The 19,413-nt window shown below is 72.1% G+C and carries 18 protein-coding genes, 1 tRNA gene and 1 pseudogene; 15 read left to right on the forward strand and 5 right to left on the reverse strand.

Annotated elements, in window-relative coordinates; all coding sequences use genetic code 11:
* The 6 genes and pseudogenes from GQS09_RS06345 to GQS09_RS06370 all read left to right on the forward strand — a co-directional run.
* Positions 1 to 428, forward strand: a 428-nt coding sequence (locus GQS09_RS06345; protein WP_165985000.1) for an FHA domain-containing protein, incomplete at its 5' end; no start/stop codon positions are given.
* Between the two features lie 10 nt (positions 429 to 438).
* Positions 439 to 945 carry an FHA domain-containing protein gene (locus tag GQS09_RS06350; protein WP_165985001.1) on the forward strand — a complete coding sequence of 169 codons (507 nt, stop codon included), beginning with the start codon at positions 439 to 441 and terminating at the stop codon, positions 943 to 945.
* A gap of 65 nt (positions 946 to 1,010) precedes the next feature.
* A complete protein-coding gene (locus GQS09_RS06355; protein ID WP_243761159.1) occupies positions 1,011 to 2,576 on the forward strand; it encodes a PP2C family serine/threonine-protein phosphatase in 1,566 nt (521 codons plus the stop codon).
* A gap of 34 nt (positions 2,577 to 2,610) precedes the next feature.
* Complete coding sequence (locus GQS09_RS06360; protein WP_165985002.1) at positions 2,611 to 4,017, forward strand: FtsW/RodA/SpoVE family cell cycle protein; 1,407 nt, start codon at positions 2,611 to 2,613, stop codon at positions 4,015 to 4,017.
* Entirely contained in the window at positions 4,014 to 5,483 is a 1,470-nt protein-coding gene (locus GQS09_RS06365) for a penicillin-binding protein 2 (RefSeq protein ID WP_165985003.1), read from the forward strand. The genes GQS09_RS06360 and GQS09_RS06365 overlap by 4 nt, the downstream gene beginning before the upstream one ends.
* Before the next feature lie 289 nt (positions 5,484 to 5,772).
* A pseudogene (locus GQS09_RS06370) lies at positions 5,773 to 7,951 on the forward strand (PASTA domain-containing protein).
* 135 nt (positions 7,952 to 8,086) lie between these two features.
* Here the strand turns inward: GQS09_RS06370 and GQS09_RS06375 are convergent.
* Positions 8,087 to 8,758 carry a DUF5324 family protein gene (locus tag GQS09_RS06375; RefSeq protein WP_165985004.1) on the reverse strand — a complete coding sequence of 224 codons (672 nt, stop codon included), beginning with the start codon at positions 8,756 to 8,758 and terminating at the stop codon, positions 8,087 to 8,089.
* 208 nt (positions 8,759 to 8,966) lie between these two features.
* On the opposite strand from GQS09_RS06375, the gene GQS09_RS06380 reads away from it, so the two are divergent.
* Positions 8,967 to 9,500 (forward strand): peptidylprolyl isomerase, encoded by a 534-nt coding sequence (locus tag GQS09_RS06380; RefSeq protein ID WP_165985005.1) that lies wholly within the window; start codon positions 8,967 to 8,969, stop codon positions 9,498 to 9,500.
* Positions 9,501 to 9,681: 181 nt separating this feature from the next.
* The gene (locus GQS09_RS06385) at positions 9,682 to 10,551 is read left to right on the forward strand and encodes a rhomboid family intramembrane serine protease (RefSeq protein ID WP_165985006.1); all 870 of its coding nucleotides are present in this window, start codon (positions 9,682 to 9,684) and stop codon (positions 10,549 to 10,551) included.
* A gap of 324 nt (positions 10,552 to 10,875) precedes the next feature.
* On the opposite strand, the gene GQS09_RS06390 is transcribed toward GQS09_RS06385, so the two are convergent.
* Complete coding sequence (locus GQS09_RS06390) at positions 10,876 to 11,163, reverse strand: cell division protein CrgA (RefSeq protein WP_165985007.1); 288 nt, start codon at positions 11,161 to 11,163, stop codon at positions 10,876 to 10,878.
* A 106-nt stretch (positions 11,164 to 11,269) separates the two neighbouring features.
* Between GQS09_RS06390 and GQS09_RS06395 the strand changes: the two genes are divergently transcribed.
* The 5 genes from GQS09_RS06395 to GQS09_RS06415 all read left to right on the forward strand — a co-directional run bounded on the left by GQS09_RS06395 (position 11,270) and on the right by GQS09_RS06415 (position 15,252).
* Positions 11,270 to 12,037 (forward strand): DUF881 domain-containing protein, encoded by a 768-nt coding sequence (locus GQS09_RS06395; RefSeq protein ID WP_165985008.1) that lies wholly within the window; start codon positions 11,270 to 11,272, stop codon positions 12,035 to 12,037.
* Positions 12,038 to 12,247: 210 nt separating this feature from the next.
* The gene (locus GQS09_RS06400; protein WP_165985009.1) at positions 12,248 to 12,445 is read left to right on the forward strand and encodes a hypothetical protein; all 198 of its coding nucleotides are present in this window, start codon (positions 12,248 to 12,250) and stop codon (positions 12,443 to 12,445) included.
* Positions 12,445 to 13,134 carry an aminodeoxychorismate/anthranilate synthase component II gene (locus tag GQS09_RS06405; RefSeq protein ID WP_165985010.1) on the forward strand — a complete coding sequence of 230 codons (690 nt, stop codon included), beginning with the start codon at positions 12,445 to 12,447 and terminating at the stop codon, positions 13,132 to 13,134. The genes GQS09_RS06400 and GQS09_RS06405 overlap by 1 nt, the downstream gene beginning before the upstream one ends.
* A complete protein-coding gene (locus tag GQS09_RS06410; RefSeq protein ID WP_313896011.1) occupies positions 13,131 to 14,414 on the forward strand; it encodes a class E sortase in 1,284 nt (427 codons plus the stop codon). Before GQS09_RS06405 ends, GQS09_RS06410 begins: the two co-directional genes overlap by 4 nt.
* Positions 14,398 to 15,252: a class E sortase gene (locus GQS09_RS06415; RefSeq protein WP_165985011.1), complete on the forward strand. Its 855-nt coding sequence runs from the start codon at positions 14,398 to 14,400 to the stop codon at positions 15,250 to 15,252. The genes GQS09_RS06410 and GQS09_RS06415 overlap by 17 nt, the downstream gene beginning before the upstream one ends.
* Before the next feature lie 154 nt (positions 15,253 to 15,406).
* Here GQS09_RS06415 and GQS09_RS06420 read toward each other — a convergent pair.
* Positions 15,407 to 15,479 (reverse strand) — tRNA-Ala (locus GQS09_RS06420).
* A gap of 226 nt (positions 15,480 to 15,705) precedes the next feature.
* On the opposite strand from GQS09_RS06420, the gene GQS09_RS06425 reads away from it, so the two are divergent.
* Positions 15,706 to 16,269, forward strand: a complete 564-nt coding sequence (locus tag GQS09_RS06425; RefSeq protein ID WP_165985012.1) for a DNA-binding protein — start codon at positions 15,706 to 15,708, stop codon at positions 16,267 to 16,269.
* 90 nt (positions 16,270 to 16,359) lie between these two features.
* Positions 16,360 to 17,559: a serine/threonine-protein kinase gene (locus GQS09_RS06430; protein WP_165985013.1), complete on the forward strand. Its 1,200-nt coding sequence runs from the start codon at positions 16,360 to 16,362 to the stop codon at positions 17,557 to 17,559.
* Positions 17,560 to 17,604: 45 nt separating this feature from the next.
* Here GQS09_RS06430 and GQS09_RS06435 read toward each other — a convergent pair whose 3' ends face one another.
* Positions 17,605 to 18,933, reverse strand: coding sequence for a hypothetical protein (locus GQS09_RS06435; RefSeq protein ID WP_165985014.1), 1,329 nt, complete (start codon positions 18,931 to 18,933; stop codon positions 17,605 to 17,607).
* 122 nt (positions 18,934 to 19,055) lie between these two features.
* On the reverse strand, positions 19,056 to 19,193 hold the full coding sequence (locus GQS09_RS29135; protein ID WP_313896012.1) for a DLW-39 family protein: 138 nt from the start codon (positions 19,191 to 19,193) through the stop codon (positions 19,056 to 19,058).
* Between the last annotated feature and the right edge of the window lie 220 nt (positions 19,194 to 19,413).

Genomic DNA, 19,413 nt, shown 5'->3' on the forward strand with positions numbered 1-19,413 from the left:
CCGCCGCGCCCCCCTCCCCGCCCGGCCCCGCGGCTCCCGCCGCGCCCGCCGCCGGGGGATACGGCTATCCGCCGCAGCCCGCCGCCCCGGCCCCGGGCGCCGGAGCACCGGCCTACCCCGGTGCCGCCCGCTACGGCACCTCCGGCCGGATCCGCCGCTGGGTGGAGATCAACGGCACCCGCCACCAGATCTCCCGGCCCAGCCTGGTACTGGGCCGCTCCACCGAGGCGGATGTGCGCATCGACGACCCCGGGGTCTCCCGGCGGCACTGCGAGATCCAGGTCACCGAACCGGTAACGATCCGGGACCTGGGATCGACGAACGGCATCGTGGTGGACGGAATGCCCACCAAACGCGCTACGCTCCGCGACGGCTCGCGGATCATCGTGGGCTCCACCACTGTTATCTACCGGCAAGCCGAGGGGTGAATCGGGGGCAATGTCAGAGCTGACCCTGACCGTCATGCGGCTCGGCTTTCTCGCCGTGCTCTGGCTGTTCGTGATCGTCGCCGTCCAGGTCATCCGCAGCGACCTGTTCGGCACCCGGGTCACCCAGCGCGCCACCGCCCGCCGCGCTGCGGACGCCCGTGACCGGCAGCCGCAGCGCGGCCGGCAGCAGGCCCCGGCCCGCGGCGGCCGCCAGCGCCGCGGCGCGCCCACCAAGCTGGTGATCACCGAGGGCTCGCTCACCGGCACCACGGTCGCGCTCCAGGGTCAGACCATCACGCTCGGCCGTGCCCACGACTCCACCATCGTGCTCGACGACGACTACGCCTCCGGCCGGCATGCACGCATCTACCCGGACCGCGACGGCCAGTGGATCATCGAGGACCTGGGATCCACCAACGGCACCTATCTGGACCGCTCCCGGCTGACCGTCCCGACCCCGATCCCGCCGGGCTCGGCGATCCGGATCGGCAAGACGGTCATCGAGCTGCGGAAGTAGGGTCGGACCGACATGACGACCGGAGGGCGGGCACCGTGCGGAATTCCCGGAGTTCCCCTGAACCCATGGGCGAGGCGAGCATGACCCTGGCACTGCGATTCGCCGCCGGATCCCACACGGGTCTGATCCGTGACCACAACGAGGACTCCGGCTACGCCGGTCCCCGGCTGCTGGCCGTCGCCGACGGCATGGGCGGCCAGGCGGCCGGCGAAGTGGCCAGCTCCGAGGTCATCTCCACCCTGGTCCGGCTCGACGAGGACATCCCCGGTTCCGACGTCCTGACCTCCCTGGGCAGCTCCGCCCAGCACGCCAACGCCCGGCTGCGCGCCATGGTGGAAGAGGATCCGCAGCTCGACGGCATGGGCACCACCCTGACCGCCCTGCTGTGGACCGGCCAGCGCCTGGGCCTGGTGCACATCGGCGACTCCCGCGCCTATCTGCTGCGCGACGGCATGCTCACCCAGATCACCCAGGACCACACCTGGGTGCAGCGCCTGGTGGACGAGGGCCGGATCACCGAGGAGGAGGCCACCACCCACCCGCAGCGCTCCCTGCTGATGCGCGCCCTGGGCAGCGCCGACCACGTCGAGGCCGACCTGTCCATCCGCGAGGTGCGCGCCGGGGACCGCTATCTGATCTGCTCGGACGGCCTGTCCGGGGTGGTCAGCCACGAGACCCTGGAACACACCCTGGGTGCCTTCCAACCTCCGCAGGACACCGTGCGGGACCTGATCGAGCTGGCGCTGCGCGGCGGCGGTCCGGACAACATCACCTGCATCGTGGCCGATGTCGTCGACACCGGCTACGGCGAGGGCGACACCCTGGCCACCCAGCTGCACGACAACCCGCAGATCGTCGGCGCGGTCGCCGAGGTGCAGGGGCCGCAGACCACCGGCCAGCACCCGCTGACCCCGGCCGCCCGGGCCGCCGAGCTGCGCGCCCAGCACCAGCCGGCCGCTCCGCCGTCCGGCGGCGGCGAGGACGACGGGGTGCTGGGCACCTTCGGCGCCTACCACGACGAGCCCTACCCGCAGCGGCCGCGCCGCCGCTGGCTGGGCCGCTCACTGCTGATCCTGGTGGCCCTGGCGCTGCTCGGCGCTGGCGGCTTCGCCGGCTACCGCTGGACGCAGAGCCAGTACTACATCGGGGTGGAGGACGACCATGTCGCCATCTACCGGGGGCTGAGCCAGGATCTCGGCCCGCTGTCGCTGCGCGAGGTCCACCTGCGGTACCCGGAGCTCAAGCTGGAGCTGCTGAAGGACTTCAAGAAGACCGAGCTGGAGAAGACCATCTCGGTCGGCGGCCTGCCGGAGGCCGAGAAGAAGGTCTCCGAGCTCCGTGCGGAAGTGGCCTGCGACCTGGCCGACCGGCTCCGGGAGCGGCAGGACGCCGAGCAGGGCGAACAGGCCCCGGCCGAGGACCTGCAGAGCGAGAACCCGCCGCAGAACGAGCAGAACGAGCAGAACGAGCAGAACGAGACCGGACAGCCGGGGGACCCCGCCGCGGAGCAGCCGGACGACGGCAGCGGGACCTCCGGTGCCAACTCCGAGGAGCCGGCCGCCCGCGATCTGCCGGCTCTCACCGAGGAACAGGAGGAACTCGCGGCCGAGTGCCCGACCGCGGCCCAGTGACGGCCCGGGACGGCACGGACGGCCGGAACCAGCCATGAGCGGTATCAGCACCACCGGCAACACCACCGTGGGCACCTTCGCCCCGCCCAGCAGGCGGAACACCGAACTCGCCATGCTGGTCTTCGCCGTGCTCGTGCCCGTGCTGGCCTATGCCAACGCCGGCCTGGCCAAGCACGACGAGCTGCCGGCCGGCATGATCGGCTACGGCCTCGGCCTGGCCGCGATCGCCGGCGTCGCGCACCTGGTGGTGCGGCGCTGGGCGCCCTACGCCGACCCGCTGATGCTGCCGCTGGCCACCCTGCTCAACGGGCTGGGCCTGGTGCTGATCTGGCGGCTGGACCAGGAGCCGCGGGTCACCACCCCGGAGCTCGGCGGCGAGCTGGCCCCCGGCCAGCTGATCTGGTCCGCGCTGGGCGTGGTGCTGTTCCTGGGCGTGCTGATCTTCCTCAAGGACCACCGCATCCTGCAGCGCTACACCTATATCTCCATGCTGGTGGCGATGGTGCTGCTGATCTCCCCGCTGTTCTTCGGCGAGGTCAACGGCGCCCGGATCTGGGTCCGCATCCCGGGCGTGGGCACTCTGCAGCCCGGCGAGTTCGCCAAGATCATCATCGCGGTGTTCTTCGCCGGCTACCTCATGGTCAAGCGGGATGCCCTGGCCCTGGCCAGCCGCCGCTTCCTGGGCCTGCACTGGCCGCGCGGCCGGGACCTCGGGCCGATCCTGGTGGTCTGGGCGGTCAGCCTGATGATCCTGGTCTTCGAGACCGACCTGGGCATGTCGCTGCTGTTCTTCGGCGTCTTCGTGGTGATGCTCTACGTCGCCACCGAGCGGACCAGCTGGATCGTCTTCGGCCTGCTGCTCTCCGCCACCGGCGCCATCGCGGTGGCCAGCGTCAACGCCCATGTCGGCGAGCGGGTGGACAACTGGCTGGACCCGCTGGCCCTGGCGCCCAACGGCGGCGTCAAGGAGAGCGCCCAGGTGATGTACTCCTTCGGCTCCGGCGGCATGCTGGGAACCGGCCTGGGCCAGGGCTACTCCTGGCTGATCGGCGGCATCGCCACCAAGAGCGACTACATCCTGGCCACCGTGGGCGAGGAGCTGGGCCTGGTCGGCCTGATGGCCGTGCTGATGCTCTACGCGCTGCTGATCGAGCGCGGACTGCGCACCGCGCTGGCCGCCCGTGACCCGTTCGGGAAGCTGCTCGCCATCGGGCTGAGCGGCACCTTCGCACTCCAGGTCTTCGTGGTGGCGGGCGGCGTCACCGGCCTGATCCCGCTCACCGGCATGACCATGCCGTTCCTGGCCCAGGGCGGCTCCTCGGTGATCGCCAACTGGGCGCTCGTCGCGCTCCTGCTGCGCATCAGCGACACCGCCCGACGGCCGGCACCGCAGCCGTCGAACCCCGCCGACGCCGAACCGACCCAGGTGGTCCGACCGTGAACAAGCCGATGCGACGCGTGGCCGTCTTCTGCGGCCTGCTGATCCTGGCCCTGCTGCTGCGGGTCAACTGGGTGCAGTTCGTCCAGGCGGAAGAACTGCAGACCGACCCCAACAACAAGCGGGTGGACATCGCCCGCTACGCCAACCCGCGCGGTGACATCATCGTCGAGGACGAGCCGATCACCGGCTCCGAGGAGACCGACGGCGCGCTGTTCAAGTACCGCCGCACCTACACCGACGGCCCGATGTGGGCGCCGGTGACCGGCTTCGCCTCCCAGGCGTTCGGCACCAGCCTGCTGGAGGGCGTCTACGACTCCATCCTCACCGGTGACGACGACCGGCTGTTCTTCAGCCGCACCATCGACATGCTCACCGGCAAGGACCGCACCGGCGGCAATGTGGTCACCACGCTGAACGCGGACGCCCAGCGCGCCGCCTGGGAGGCGATGGGCGACAAGACCGGCGCGGTGGCCGCCATCGACCCGCGTACCGGCGCCATCCTGGCCCTGGTCTCCAAGCCGTCCTACGACCCGGGCAGCTTCGCCGGGCTGTCCAGCGAGGACGGCGAGGCGTGGGAGGCGCTGCAGAAGGAGCAGAACCCGGACGAGCCCATGCTCAACCGGGCGCTGCGCGAGACCTACCCGCCCGGCTCCACCTTCAAGGTGGTCACCGCGGCCGCGGCCCTGGAGGACGGCTCCCTCGTCGACGACGTCGACGAGGAGACGGACTACCCCGAGCCCTACCTGCTGCCCCAGACCGACGGCCAGGAGCTGGACAACCAGATCAAGGGCAAGTGCGAGGAGGCGAGCATCCGCGAGGCCCTGATGTGGTCCTGCAACACCGTCTTCGCCGGCATCAGCGACGATCTGCGCAACGAGAAGATGATCGAGGCCGCCGAGCGGTTCGGCTTCAACGAGGAGCTGTTCGTCCCGGTCCGGGCGCTGGCCAGCGCCTACCCGGAGGCGGACCGGCCGCAGAACGCCATGGCCGGCATCGGCCAGGCGTCGGTGCAGGCCACCCCGCTGCAGATGGCCATGGTGGCCGCCGCGGTCGCCAACAACGGCTCGCTGATGGAGCCGTACATGGTGGAGCAGCTGGTGGCGCCCAATCTGAACGTGGTGGAGCAGCACGACGCCACCGAGTTCCGCCGGGCGATGTCGCCGGAGACCGCGCAGGCGCTGCAGGACGCCATGGAGAGCGTGGTGGAGGACGGCACCGGCGGCAACGCCCGGATCGACGGCGTGCGGGTCGGCGGCAAGACCGGTACCGCGCAGCACGGCGAGGACAACTCCGGACTCCCCTACGCCTGGTTCATCTCGTACGCGATCGTGGACGACGAGTCGCCGGTCGCGGTGGCGGTCGTGGTGGAGGACGGCAGCGACGAGCGCGACCAGATCTCCGGCGGCGGCCTGGCCGCCCCGATCGCCAGGGCCGTGATGGAGGCGGTGCTGGAGGACGCGAAGTGAGCGCGCGGGGCACGGTCCGCGAAGGTTCACACACCCCGCGCATGACAGGGGCAACCGGAGAGGAAGCTCACACGTCTAACCGGTGACTGCCGTGTGCCGCGCGGGGCAGGCGCAGGGCAGCCGCCACCCCACCCGGCGCCCATACCGGTTGGGTATCGGCGAGGGCACCGGGGCCGGGTGCTCCTGACCGGGCCGGGTACCGTAGGCCCGGGCCACCCTGGCCCGCGCAGACCCCCCGCCCGGCTGAGGAGGCCGGGACCAGCGGGACATAGGGAGAGGGCTGGAAATCATGGATGAGCCGCGTCGCCTTGGCGGGCGGTACGAGCTGGGCCAGGTGCTCGGCCGCGGCGGCATGGCCGAGGTGTATATCGCCCATGACACGCGGCTGGGCCGCACGGTGGCGGTCAAGACGCTGCGTGCCGATCTCGCCCGTGACCCCACGTTCCAGGCCCGGTTCCGCCGCGAGGCACAGTCCGCGGCGTCCCTGAACCACCCCGCGATCGTCGCCGTGTACGACACCGGCGAGGACTACATCGACGGGATCTCCGTCCCCTACATCGTGATGGAGTACGTGGACGGCTCCACCCTGCGGGAGCTGCTGCACACCGGGCGCAAGCTGCTGCCCGAGCGGGCCGTGGAGATGTGCATCGGCATCCTCCAGGCGCTGGAGTACTCGCACCGCAACGGCATCGTGCACCGGGACATCAAGCCGGCCAACGTGATGCTCACGCGGAACGGCCAGGTCAAGGTGATGGACTTCGGCATCGCCCGGGCCATGGGCGACTCCGGCATGACCATGACCCAGACCGCCGCGGTGATCGGCACCGCCCAGTACCTCTCCCCGGAGCAGGCCAAGGGNGGCCATGGGCGACTCCGGCATGACCATGACCCAGACCGCCGCGGTGATCGGCACCGCCCAGTACCTCTCCCCGGAGCAGGCCAAGGGCGAGACCGTGGACCACCGCTCGGACCTGTACTCCTCCGGCTGCCTGCTGTACGAGCTGCTGGCGCAGCGTCCGCCGTTCGTCGGGGACTCCCCGGTCGCGGTGGCGTACCAGCATGTCCGGGAGGAGCCGCAGCCGCCCAGCGTCTTCGATCCGGAGATTCCGCCGGAGATCGACGCCATCGTGATGAAGGCGCTGGTCAAGGATCCGGATTACCGCTATCAGTCGGCCGACGAGATGCGCGCGGACATCGAGGCGTTTCTGGAGGGCCGGCCGGTGGCGGCCACCGCGGCCATGGGCGCGGTGGGCTACGGCGGCTATGACGCCCCCACCCAGGCGCTGCGTCCGCAGGGCGGCGGCCCGGCCACCGCGATGATGCCCTCCGCGGGCGGCGGCTACGGCGGCGACCGGTACGACGACGACTACGACGACGGCTACGGGGGCCGTGCGGACCGCCGGCAGCCGAAGCGGAACCACACCTCGACCGTGCTGCTGGTGCTGGCCGGCATCCTGGTGCTGGTCGGCGCGATCTTCATCGGCCGGGCCCTGTTCGCGGGCGAGGCGGACACCCTGCGCACCGTGCCGCAGTTCGCGGGGGAGACGCTGGAGGAGGCCGAGCAGAGCGCGGAGCGGGTCGGCCTGTCCGTCCGGGAGGCCGGCAGCGATACCTGCGACCAGCCGGAGGGCACGGTCTGCCGCAGCGACCCCGAGGCGGGGGAGCGGGTGGAAGAGGGCACCGTCATCGACCTCATCATGTCCGAGGGCGAGGGGCCGGTGACGCTGCCGGACCTGGTCGGCGAGACCTTCGACGAGGCCTCGACCGAGCTGCGGGGGATGGGCTTCGAGGTCGAGAAGAAGGAAGAGGAGACCGACGACGAGGCCCCGGGCACGGTGCTGGCCATGGACCCGCCGGCCGGCACGGAGCTGGAGCGGGACTCCGGCCAGACGATCACCCTGACGGTGGCCATCGCCGAGGCGACCGTGGACATGCCCGGGGTGAACGGCATGCCGCTCGACGAGGCCAGGGCGAAGCTGGAGGCCGACCCGTACAACTTCACCGTCACCACCGAGGAGGTCACCGACGACTCCCGGCCGGAGAACGAGGTCATCGCCCAGGAGCCGCTGACCGGCGAGAAGATCAAGCCGGGCAGCACGGTCCACCTGAAGGTCGCCAAGCCCTCGCCGCAGTCCCAGGAGTTCCAGCTCAAGGACTACAACCAGTACCTGCCCTCGCAGGCGAGCGAGGAGCTGCAGGCCGCGGGGCTCTCGGTGACCATCCAGGGTCCGGCCGGGGACGACGCCGTGGTGACCGGCACCAACCCGCCGGCCGGTTCCACGGTCAAGCCCGGTGATCAGATCGTCGTGTTCACCCAGCTGCGGGACTCGGGCGGCAGCCAGGGCAACAACAACGGCGGCAACAACAACGGCGGGGGCGACGGCGGGGGCGACTCCGGCGGCGACGGCGGCGGAGGCGGTGACGGAGGCGGCGAGAACGGCTTCATCACCGGCGGCATCGGCGACTAGCCGGTCCGCGGGTCCGTCCGCGGGTCCGTCCGGAAGGCCGTGAGGGCCGGGAACCCGTCGGGGTTCCCGGCCCTCACCCGTGTGGCCGTCCGGGGAGGGTGGCCACGGTCCGCGGGGTGTGCCGCCGGTCCCGGCTCAGCTCTGGGGCTCGTCCTCGGAGCTGCCGCGGCGCTCCATCGGCACCCCGTCCACCATCTCGCTCTCCTCGGTCACCTCGACCACCTCGGTGGGCGGCGCGGGCTCGACCAGCCAGTCGGGGTTGGTCTGCCGCTCCCACCACCGCCAGGCGGCCAGCGCGCCGCCCGACACCAGCGTGCCCAGGCCCAGCCACTTCACCACCCGGCCGGCCCGGGCACGGCGCTGCTTGCGCCGCGCCAGCCGGGTGATCTCCTGTGCCGTCACCCCGCCCCGGAAGGCCGCCATGGCGGCGGCCGAGCGGGCCGCGGCCTCCTCCCGGGCCGGGCCCATGGCGGTGCGCGCGTAGTCGATCCGGGGGCCGGCCGCCTCCCGCGCCCGCCGGGCGGCGATCCGGGCGCGCTCCGCCGCCCGGGTGGCGGCCTGGTCCATGCCCTCCGGCAGGGAGGCGCGCATCTGTCCCATCCGTGGTGCGAGATGCATGTCGTAGTTCGTCCGGGCCTGGAGAGCCATCCGCTGGGCGCGCGGCCTGAGGTAGGCACCGGCCTGGTGGGCGTAGTGGGTCGCGGTGTCCCTGGCGGTCACGGCGTAGGGCCCCACCACCTGCGCCGCGCGCCACATGTTCTCCCTGGCACTCCCGGTCGCCGCGCGGACACGTCCGTTGCGGGTCACGTTCGATCCTTCCGTTGGTGGCGGTCTGCCATACTCTGTCTGGTTTTATCCACTCGTACGCAAATCATGCCGCGTTCCCGGCCGATGGGCACGCGAATCCGGGCATCCGGGGCGCGGCGTGTCGCGGCGGCATGGCAGGATCGGTGATCGTCACGGACGAACGAGTCGATCATCAGGCTCGCTCCACGCTCACAACGGAAGGGACGACGTGGCCGAGCAGCTCCACGCCACTCTCAACACCAACCACGGCGCCATCCGGATCCGGCTCTTCCCGGACCACGCCCCCAAGACGGTGCGGAACTTCACCGAGCTGGCCGAGGGTGCCCGGGAGTGGACCGACCCCTCGACCGGCCGGAAGACCACCGCCCGGCTCTACGACGGCACCGTGTTCCACCGCGTGATCAGCGGCTTCATGATCCAGGGCGGCGATCCGCTGGGCAACGGCACCGGCGGCCCGGGCTACACCTTCGGCGACGAGATCCACCCGGACCTCGCGTTCACCCGGCCGTATCTGCTGGCGATGGCCAACGCCGGTCCCGGCACCAACGGCTCCCAGTTCTTCATCACGGTCTCGCCGACCACCTGGCTGAACGGCAAGCACACCATCTTCGGCGAGGTGGCGGACGAGGCCGGCCAGAAGGTGGTGGACGCCATCGCCGGCGTCTCCACCAACCCGCGCACCGACCGCCCGGTGCAGGACGTGGTGATCGAGTCGGTCACCATCGAGCGCACCCAGGGCTGAGCCCGGGCCCCGGCCCGGTCTGCGGCCCGGTCTGCGGCCCCGACAACGGGCCCGGAAAGGCCCCTCCGCCCCCCGGGCCCGCCGCACGGGAGCTCCCGGTCCCCCCGGTCCGTAGGATCGGGGGGACTTCGTATTGTCGCGTTGGTACGGGCATCTGCCGGACACCGGAAAGAGGACGGTCATGGCGCAGCAGGAACAGCAGGGACCGCCCCCGGGACTGGCCGTCTGCTACCGGCACCCGGGCCGGGAGACCGGCATCCGCTGCACCCGGTGCGAGCGCCCCATCTGCCCCGAGTGCATGATCGACGCGGCGGTGGGCTACCAGTGCCCGCAGTGCGTGCGCGGTGCGGGCCGGGCACCCCGGCCGCGCACCCTGGCCGGCGGCACCGTCCGGTCCGACCAGCGGCTGGTCATCAAGATCCTGGTCGGCATCAATCTGGCGGTGTTCCTGGCCGTGCTGGCCACCGGCGACCGGCTGGTCACCGAGCTGGCGATGATCGGTTTCGCGCGGACCGAGGCCTTCGAGACGATCGGCGTGGCGGACGGCGAGTGGTACCGGATGATCACCGCCGCGTTCCTGCACGAGCAGTTCTGGCACATCGGCTTCAACATGCTGGCGCTGTGGGTGCTCGGCGGCAGTCTGGAGGCGATGCTGGGGCGGATCCGGTTCGCCGCCCTGTTCCTGGTCTCCGCGCTGGCCGGCAGCGCCCTGCAGTATCTGCTGGCCGAGCCGAACGTCTACGCGCTCGGCGCCTCCGGCGGCGTCTACGGGCTGTTCGGCGGGATCGCGGTGCTGGTGCGGCGGATGCGCGCGGACATGCGGCCGATCCTGGCCCTGCTCGCGGTCAACCTGGTGATCACCTTCATGCCCGGGCTCAACATCGCCTGGCAGGCGCACCTGGGCGGACTGGCGGCCGGCGCGGTGATCACCGCCGGGCTGGTGCACGCACCGCGCCGCGGGCGCACCCTGGTCCAGTTCCTGGTCTGCGCACTGGTGGTGGCCGCGATCGTGGTCATGTGCGTGGTCCGGACCTCGCAGCTGCTTCCGTGAGCCGCCCGGCACCGGCCGCTCCGGCGGCGGCGCCTCCCGCGGCCCCCCGCCTGCCGCGAGCGGTGGCCCCCGCTCCGCTTCCGGGGGTCTGCCGTGCAGGTCAGAGGCGGAGTTTTCCACAGCCGGTGGCGGATCTTGTGCACAAGGTTCACGGCGTCGGCCGGACCCCTGTTCGGGCCGCATTTCCCCAGGCGAACAGGGGTGCGGCCGAGAGCCGCCGAAGCCCGGGCCGCAGCGAGTTATCCACAGATCTTGTGATGTTCCTGCGAGCTGTGGATAACTCCGCCGGGCCGCCCCCGCCGGGCTGCGGCAGCCGGCCGGACGTCACTTCCACTGCGTGGAGACCACGAACCCGCCCGCGATGAAGCCGAAGCCCACCACGATGTTCCAGTTGCCCAGCGCCTTCACCGGCAGATCGCCCTGCGTGATGTAGAACACCACGATCCAGCACAGCCCCAGGACGAAGAGCGCGAGCATCAGCGGTGCCACCCAGCGACGGCCGCCCACCATGTCGAGCTTGGTCGGCGTCCGCTTCTCGCCGCCCTGCTTCTGTGCAGCCGACCGGTTGGCCGGGGTACCGTCCTTCTTCTTTCGGATCCGGGAAATCGGCACGACGGGTTCTCCTGACGAGGTGCTGCGCACCAGGCGCAGCGGGACAAGGTGCGGGGATCGTCCGTTAGCGTAGTGCTTCCATGGTCGATGAAGGGAGCAGGGTGCGGTGACCGGCTTCCGGATCCGTCCCGCGCAGCTCGGCACCGCGGGCGTGTTTGTGCTGGCCGGGCTGATTTTCTGGACAAGTTGCAGCGTCTCGCAGGGAAGCAACATCCGCAAGGACGATCCACTGCTGCGGCTGTCCGATCTGATCCGCGAGCGCGGCCAGGAGAACGCCCGGCAGGAGGCGTCCGCCGCCGAACTCCGCGCCGAGGTACAACAGCTCCGCGAGCAGGACCATTCCCTGGACCCGGCCGAGCAGGAGCGGCTCGCAGCGGTGGAGCGGGCCGCCGGGCTGCACGAGCTCACCGGAGAGGGCCTGACCGTCACCCTGGACGACGCCCCGCCGGACGCCGTGCCGCTGGTCTCCTGGGCGCCCGAGCCCAGCCCGGACGACCTGGTGATCCACCAGCAGGACCTGCAGTCGGTGGTCAACGCGCTGTGGGCGGGCGGCGCCGAGGGCATCCGCATCATGGACCAGCGCCTGATATCCACCAGCGCCGTGCGCTGCGTGGGCAACACCCTGATCCTCCAGGGCCAGCTCTACTCCCCGCCCTACGTGATCACCGCCGTGGGCGACCGGGAGGCCCTGAAGCAGGCCATGGAGGAGTCCGACGCGATCCGCATCTACAAGCGCTATGTCGAGGCGTACGGGCTCGGCTGGGAGGTGGAGGAACACTCCGAGGTCACCGTGCCCGGCTACACCGGCAGCGTGGAGCTCCAGTACGCCGAGCCCGCCGGAGCGGACGGGACCGGCGTCGGGAGCAAGGACTGACCATGCCCTGGCCGTGGACTGGCCGTGCCCTGATCGGGGAATGACCGGGACCTGGCCGGTACTGACCGGAACCGGGCGGGTAGTGACGAGCCGGCGCTCGGGAGCGTGACGGGGCGCGCATTCGCGCCCGCTGTACCCCGGGGCGGGGGCCGCGCATCGTACCCTGGGGCGGTACGCGGCAGTCGGGAGACGAGAGAAGGAAGCGTCGGCATGTACGGCTGGATCTGGCGGCACCTGCCGGGCAATACGCCGGTGCGCGCGCTGATCTCCCTCGTTCTGCTCCTCGGAGTGGTGTACGCCCTGTTCACCTGGGTCTTTCCCTGGGCCGAACCGCTGCTGCCGTTCGGTGACGTGACCGTCGACGGCGAGGCCGGCAGCGGCGGCGAGCAGCAGGGAGCGGCAGGCTGATGGGCGCGCGGATTCTGGTCGTGGACAACTACGACAGCTTTGTCTACAACCTCGTCCAGTACCTCTACCAGCTCGGTGCGGACTGCGAGGTGCTCCGCAACGACGCGGTCGGCACGGACCACGTCGCGGCCGGGGGCTTCGACGGCGTGCTGCTCTCGCCCGGCCCCGGCGTCCCGGAGGACGCCGGGGTGTGCATCGACATGGTGCGGCACTGCGCCGCGTCCGGCACCCCCGTCTTCGGCGTCTGCCTGGGCATGCAGGCCATGGCGGTGGCGTACGGCGGCGTGGTCGGCCGCGCCCCCGAGCTGCTGCACGGCAAGACCTCCCCGGTGGACCACAACGGCGAGGGCGTCTTCGCCGGGCTGCCCAGCCCGCTGACCGTCACCCGCTACCACTCGCTGGCCGCGGTGGAACCCACCCTGCCCGCCGACCTCACGGTGACCGCGCGCACCGGCGAGGTGGTGATGGGCCTGCGCCACCGCACACTGTCCGTCGAGGGCGTGCAGTTCCATCCCGAGTCGGTACTCACCGAGGGCGGCCACCGGATGCTCGCCAACTGGCTGGCCGTGTGCGGCGACCCGGAAGCCGTGCCCCGCTCGGACGGCCTGGCCCCGGTGGTCGGCCACTCGGGCCACTCGGGCCACTCCGACCGGCCCGGACGTCCCGGCCGGCTGGAGCCGGCGGCGTGACCCCGCAGCGCCCGGAGGAGACAGGGGCGGCGGCCTGGGGGTCCGGGGAGGACCCCTACGCCGCTCCGGGCGCGTTCGAGGCGGCGATCCAGTCCATGGACGATCCGCTCAACGACCCGCTGCCGGAGTACCGCCCTCCCGGCCGGGACGGGCAGTCGTACGACCCGCCCCCGATATCCGACGGCGCCGCGTACCGCGAATACTCCTACGAGGCCGGCCCGCCGGAGGAGCCCGGCCCGGCCACCGAGCTCCTCACCCCGGTGGGCCGGGCCGCCACCGCCCCGGAGCCGCAGCCGCAGCCTGAGCCGGAGCCCGCGGCCGGCGGCAGCACGGCCGGTCCCGCGGCTGCCTCCCTGCTCTCCTCCTACACCGACTTCGAGGACGAGTACGACCCGGAGACCATCGGCCTGCGCCGCCCCGACGACCTCGCCCGGCGCTCCGCCGGTGCCGCCGGTGCCGCCGCCTCCTCAGCTTCCTCCGCTTCCTCCGCCTCCCGGTCCGGCTCCTCCGCCCCGGCCTCACCCGTGCCGGGCGGCCGGGTGGCCCGCCGCAAGGCCGAGAAGGCCCGCAAGTCCACCCGGATGAACAAGATTGCCAACGTGGTCGGCGAACTGATGATGACCTTCGGCGTCCTGCTGATGCTCTTCGTCGCCTACCAGCTGTGGTGGACCAACGTGCAGGCCCGGGCCTTCGCCAGCAAGGAGGCCGACAGCCTTGCCGAGCAGTGGGAGGACTCGGCGCGGAACGGCGGCCAGGAGGGGGATTCCGAGGACCAGCAGCCCGCCGCCTTCTCCCCCGGCGAGGGCTTCGCCCTCCTCCACCTGCCCACGCTCGACGTGCGGGTGCCGATCGCCGAGGGCATCGACCCCGAGGGCGTGCTGGACCGCGGCATGGTCGGCCACTACGGCGAGGAGGACGGCCTGCCCACCGCCATGCCCTGGGACGAGGAGGGCAACGTCGGCCTGGCCGGGCACCGCAACACCAAGGGCGAGCCGTTCCGCTACATCAACAAGATGCAGCCCGGGGACCCGATCATCATCGAGACCAAGGACGTCTACTACATCTACGAGATGCGCAGCCGCCTGGACCAGACCTCACCGCGTAATATCCAGGTGCTCGATCCCATTCCCACCCAGGGCGGTTTCACCGCCCCCGGCCGCTACGTCACGCTGACCACCTGCACGCCGGAGTTCACCTCCACCTACCGGCTGATCGTCTGGGGAGAGCTGGTGGAGGAACACCCGCGCAGCGAAGGGGAGCCGGATGCCCTCGTCAACTGAGTCCGACCGCGAGGCGTCCGCCGCCGGCGAGGACCAGGAACGGGACGGGCGGGGCCGGCCCGGCGAACCGGACGGGGAGAGCGAGCAGAAACGGTCCGACGCCCCCGCCCGCCGCCGGCCGTCCCGCACGGTGCGCATCGTCGCCGGCGCCGTCAGCCTCTTCGGCGAGCTGCTGATCACCGCCGGTGTGGTGCTGGCCCTGTTCGTCGTCTACTCCCTGTGGTGGACCAATGTGATCGCCGACCGCGAGGCCGCGCGGGACAGCGACGCCGTCCGCGACATCTGGGAGCGCCAGGAGCAGCGGGACGACGAGCCGGGCGGCCGGGACGAGGAGGCGCCGCCGGTCTTCGACCCCGCCGACGGCCTGGGTTTCCTGCACATCCCGGCCATGACCCGCACCGACATCCTGGTCAAGGAGGGCACCGACGACGACGTCCTCAACGGCGGCGTCGCCGGCTACTACAACGGCGAGCCGGTCGAATCCGCCATGCCCTGGGACGAGGAGGGGAACTTCTCCCTGGCCGCGCACCGCGACGGCCACGGCGCCCGCTTCCACAACATCCACAAGCTCCGGGAAGGCGATCCGATCGTCTTCGAGACCAAGGACACCTGGTACGTGTACAAGGTCTACGCGATCCTGCCGGAGACCTCCCGGTTCAACACCGCGGTGCTGGACCCGGTCCCGGAGGAGTCCGGCGCCACCGAGGCCGGCCGCTACATCACCCTGACCACCTGCACCCCGATCCGCACCTCGAAGTACCGGTACATCGTGTGGGGCGAACTCGACCGGACCGTCCCGGTGGACGAGAACCGCACGCCGCCCCCCGAACTGGACTGACCCCCGGCGGGACCGGCCCGGCCCATCGGGGCGGGGCAGGCGTCCTCCGCAGCCCAGCCGGAGCCCCGCCGCAGCCCCGCCGGGCCCTCCGGACCGGCGGGCAGGACACGGCACAGGGGCCGTCTCCCGTCCGGGAGACGGCCCCTGACGACCGTGGAGCGTAGGAGAGTCGAACTCCTGACATCTGCCATGCAAAGACAGCGCTCTACCAACTGAGCTAACGCCCCGTGCCGTGCCCTAGGGTACCCAATCCGGCGGCCTGCTTCCGAGCGGGTTGCCGCCCCCGGACGGGTTGCGGCCCCGGCAGGGCCGCACGGCCGGGACCCGTTCCCCCGGACAACGGCCAACTGGGACGAACTCGGTATCGCCGCAAGGACGCCGGTTTCCGTAGGATGGCGCGCAACTTCGCGCACGTGAAGCACGTGAAGTCAAGGGGAGAGCCGGGGAGGAATCATGGACGCAGCCCAGCAGGAGGCGGCCGAGAAGGCCAGACAGCAGCAGACCACCTGGTACGGAGAGCCGCTGGGCACGCTGTTCCGGCGGCTCATCGCTGATCTGGGCCTCAATCAGGCCCGGCTGGCCGGGGTGCTCGGCCTCTCCGCCCCGATGCTTTCCCAGCTCATGAGCGGCCAGCGCGCCAAGATCGGGAACCCGGCCGTGGTGCAGCGGGTCCGCGCCCTCCAGGAGCTGGCGCAGGAGGTGCGCGACGGCCGGATCAGCGCGGCCGAGGCCACCACCGCCATGGAGGAGATCCGCCGCTCGGCGGGCGGCAGCGTGCTCAGCCACCACCCCGCGCCGATACGCACCGGGGGGCCGGTGACCGTGCCGGCCAACCCCACCAAGCGGGTGGTGCGGGAGATCCAGGCGCTGCTGCGCTCGGTCGCGGACGCGGGCGAGATCCAGAGCGCCGCCAAGATGCTCGCCGACACCTACCCGGAACTGGCCGAGTTTCTCCGGGTCTACGGCGTGGCCCGCACCCGCGACGCCGTGGCCCACTACGAACAGCACCAGACCTGAGGTCCGCCGGCACACCGCGGGACTGCGGAAGAGAACGGAACGAAACAGAACGAGACGGAACGAGACGGAACGGGGACGGGGACAGGCTCGATGGGTGAGATCTTCGCCGGGCGGTATGAGCTGGTCGACCCGATCGGGCGAGGCGGCGTGGGCGCGGTCTGGCGTGCCTGGGACCACCGCCGGACCCGTTATGTGGCCGCCAAGGTGCTCCAGCAGTCCGACGCGCACGCCCTGCTCCGCTTCGTGCGGGAGCAGGCGGTGCGGATCGACCACCCGCACGTGCTCGCCCCGAGCAGCTGGGCCGCCGACGACGACAAGGTCCTGTTCACCATGGATCTGGTGCGCGGCGGCTCGCTGAGCCACCTGGTCGGCGAGTGGGGCGCGCTGCCCCCCGGCTACGTCTGCCGGCTGCTGGACCAGTTGCTGTCCGGACTCCAGGCGGTGCACGACGAGAACATCGTGCACCGCGACATCAAGCCCGCCAACATCCTGCTGGAGGCCACCGGAACGGGCCGCCCGCATGTGCGGCTGTCCGACTTCGGCATCTCCATGCGCAAGGGCGAGCCCCGCCTCACCGAGGTCAACTTCGTGGTGGGCACCCCCGGTTACGTCGCCCCGGAACAGATGCTGGGCGCCGAGCCGGACTTCCCGGCCGACCTCTACGCCACCGGGCTGGTCGGGCTGTATCTGCTGACGGGCCGGCAGCCCGACGCCCAGGCGCTGTTCGCGCGCTACGCGGATCACGGGCAGGCCGGTCTGCCGCCCGCCCCGGAAGGCGTCCCGGAGGCCCTGTGGCAGGTGCTGGGCGCCCTGCTGCAGCCGGACCCGGGTGTCCGCTTCCGGACTGCCACAGGGGCCCGCAAGGCCCTCGCACAGGCTGCCGAGCTACTGCCCGGACCGCCACCGGGCGACGCCCCGGTGATCGCCGTCACCGACCGGCTCGGGCCGCTGCCCGCCGGCTTCGGGCCGGACGGCCCGGTCAACGCTGCCGTCACCGGGCCGGCCACCGAGTCCGAGACCGGCAGCTTCCACCTCGCCCCGCCCCGGCCGTCCGCCGCTGCCGCCGTACCGGCCGTGCCGCACAGCACGGCGGACGCCTATCTGCCGACGGCCGCGGCCCCGCCGTCCCCCGCCACACCCGCACCGTCCCCCGCCACACCCTCACCGGCACCGGCACCTTCACCGGCCGCCGGCCGGCGGGCCGGGCCGCCGCTCGCCGCCGCCGTGCCGATGCTGCTGCTCTCCCTGGCCCTGATCACCTTCGGCGTCTGGACCCTGGTCACCGCCTGACCGTCAGCGCCCCGGCGTCACCACGCCGGCATCACCGCCCCGGCGTCACCGCGCCCTGCGGCGCCGGGCCAGCAGCGTCCACAGCCCCAGCGCCAGCAGCAGGGCCGCGCCCGCCCCGATCGAGCCCACGCCCAGGGCCACCCGGCCGCCGCGCTGCTCGGCGGCCACCGCCTCGTCCGTCTTGCCCTCGTCGGCCTGCTGCCGGTCCTCCTCCGTGACCCCGAAGCCCGCCTCCCGAGGGTCCTCCTCGTACACCGGTCCGTCCGCCGGTTCGCCCTCCAGCGAGATCCGCAGATGCAGCCCGATGGTCCCGGCCTCGGTGAGCTCCGCGACGTCGTCCTTGAGATGGACCGCCAGATAGTGCCAGCCGGCGAAGCGCATGGTGCCGGCCGTCGTGCTCGGCGCGTCGGTCCGGTTGTCGTAGGCGGCCGGCGGCAGCACCTCCTGCACCCGGAGGGGATCGCCGGTGTACGCCCGGGAGAAGCCGGTCACCTCCCCGCGTGCCGGGTTGTACACCTCCACCAGCAGCCCGTCGCCGATGTACGCGTAGTCCTGCCCGGCGAACGGAGCGTTGCCCAGCTCCACGGTGACCGCAAGCTGCTGGTGCCAGTCCACCGGCACCCGGTAGAACAAGGTCTGGCCGGGCGCGATGTCGTCCCGCCAGACGCCCTCCCCGACCGGCTGGGCGTCGTTGAAGCCGGTGCCGCCCGTCACCACCCGGGCCTGGCCGGCGGGGGGCGTGGGCACCTCGGTCAGCCAGGAGCTCTCCGGCGGCGCCGCGGTCTGCCCGCCGGCGACCGCCGGCTCCCGCATCACCCGGATCTCGGTGGGCCAGGCAGCCTGGTCGGACTCCTCGTCGCTGTCCCGGGAGACCCGCAGCAGATACGTTCCGGCGGTCTGGCAGGAACGGTCCTCGGCGATCATCCGGGTGGACCAGGCGCTGATCGGCCGGGCGGCCACGGACGAACCGAAGGCCGACCTCTGCTCGGCGACGCAGTTGTCCCCGCCGGTGCTGTGGAACTGCACCGCGATGCCGTCGCCGTACGCCACCGCGGAGCCCGGTTCCGGAGCGGCCACCACCGAGGCGAAGTAGGAGCCGGTGTCGTCCAGCACCACGCTGTAGTAGAGCTCCTCGCCCGGCTCGATGCTGTCGGTGTAGATGCCGCCCGGCTCAAGGTAGGGGGCGTCCGCGGTACTGGCGGTGCCCTCCACCGCCACCGCGTCCTCCGCCGGCCGGTAGCTCGCCGCGCCGGGCGCGCCGGACTCCTCCTCGGCCGCCCAGGCCGGGGCGGCGCTGCCCGAGGCGGCCAGCGCCAGCACGCACACCCCCGCCGCCAGCCCGCTCCGCGAACGCGAACCTCGCACCCCGCCCATGCCGCGCCCTTCCCCTTCTCCGGGTTCCCCGGCTTCCGTCCCCCGGCACCGCCTCCGGGCCCCCGACCGGAAACCAGGTCAGGGGCCCGGAGGCGGACAGAACTCTGAAGACCTCTCCGGCGTCACTCGCCGCCCGCACCGCTCGGGACGGGGTCGGTGGCGTCCATCCACAGGTCCTGCTCGGCCTTGCCCTGCTGGATCTGCCGGTACACCAGAAGGCCGCCCGCTGCCACCAGCGCGACCAGGAGGAGCTTCTTCACCGCGCTACCTCGTTCTTTTCCTCGACGGATCGGACCACTTGTCGGGACCTCTTGGCGGCCGATGATACCGGTCCGTTGCAACCTCACCGCCGCTTGCGCGCCCCGCGCGCTGCCCCCGCGCACAGCCGCGCACAGCGGCAGCCGGCGGCACCGAAACGGGAACCGCGGACATCCGTTGATCCGCTACCGGCAGCGGACGCGGTCGCTGCCGGCCCGTACG

The organism is Streptomyces sp. YIM 98790, from assembly GCF_011421595.1.
Taxonomy (GTDB): Bacteria; Actinomycetota; Actinomycetes; order Streptomycetales; family Streptomycetaceae; genus Streptomyces.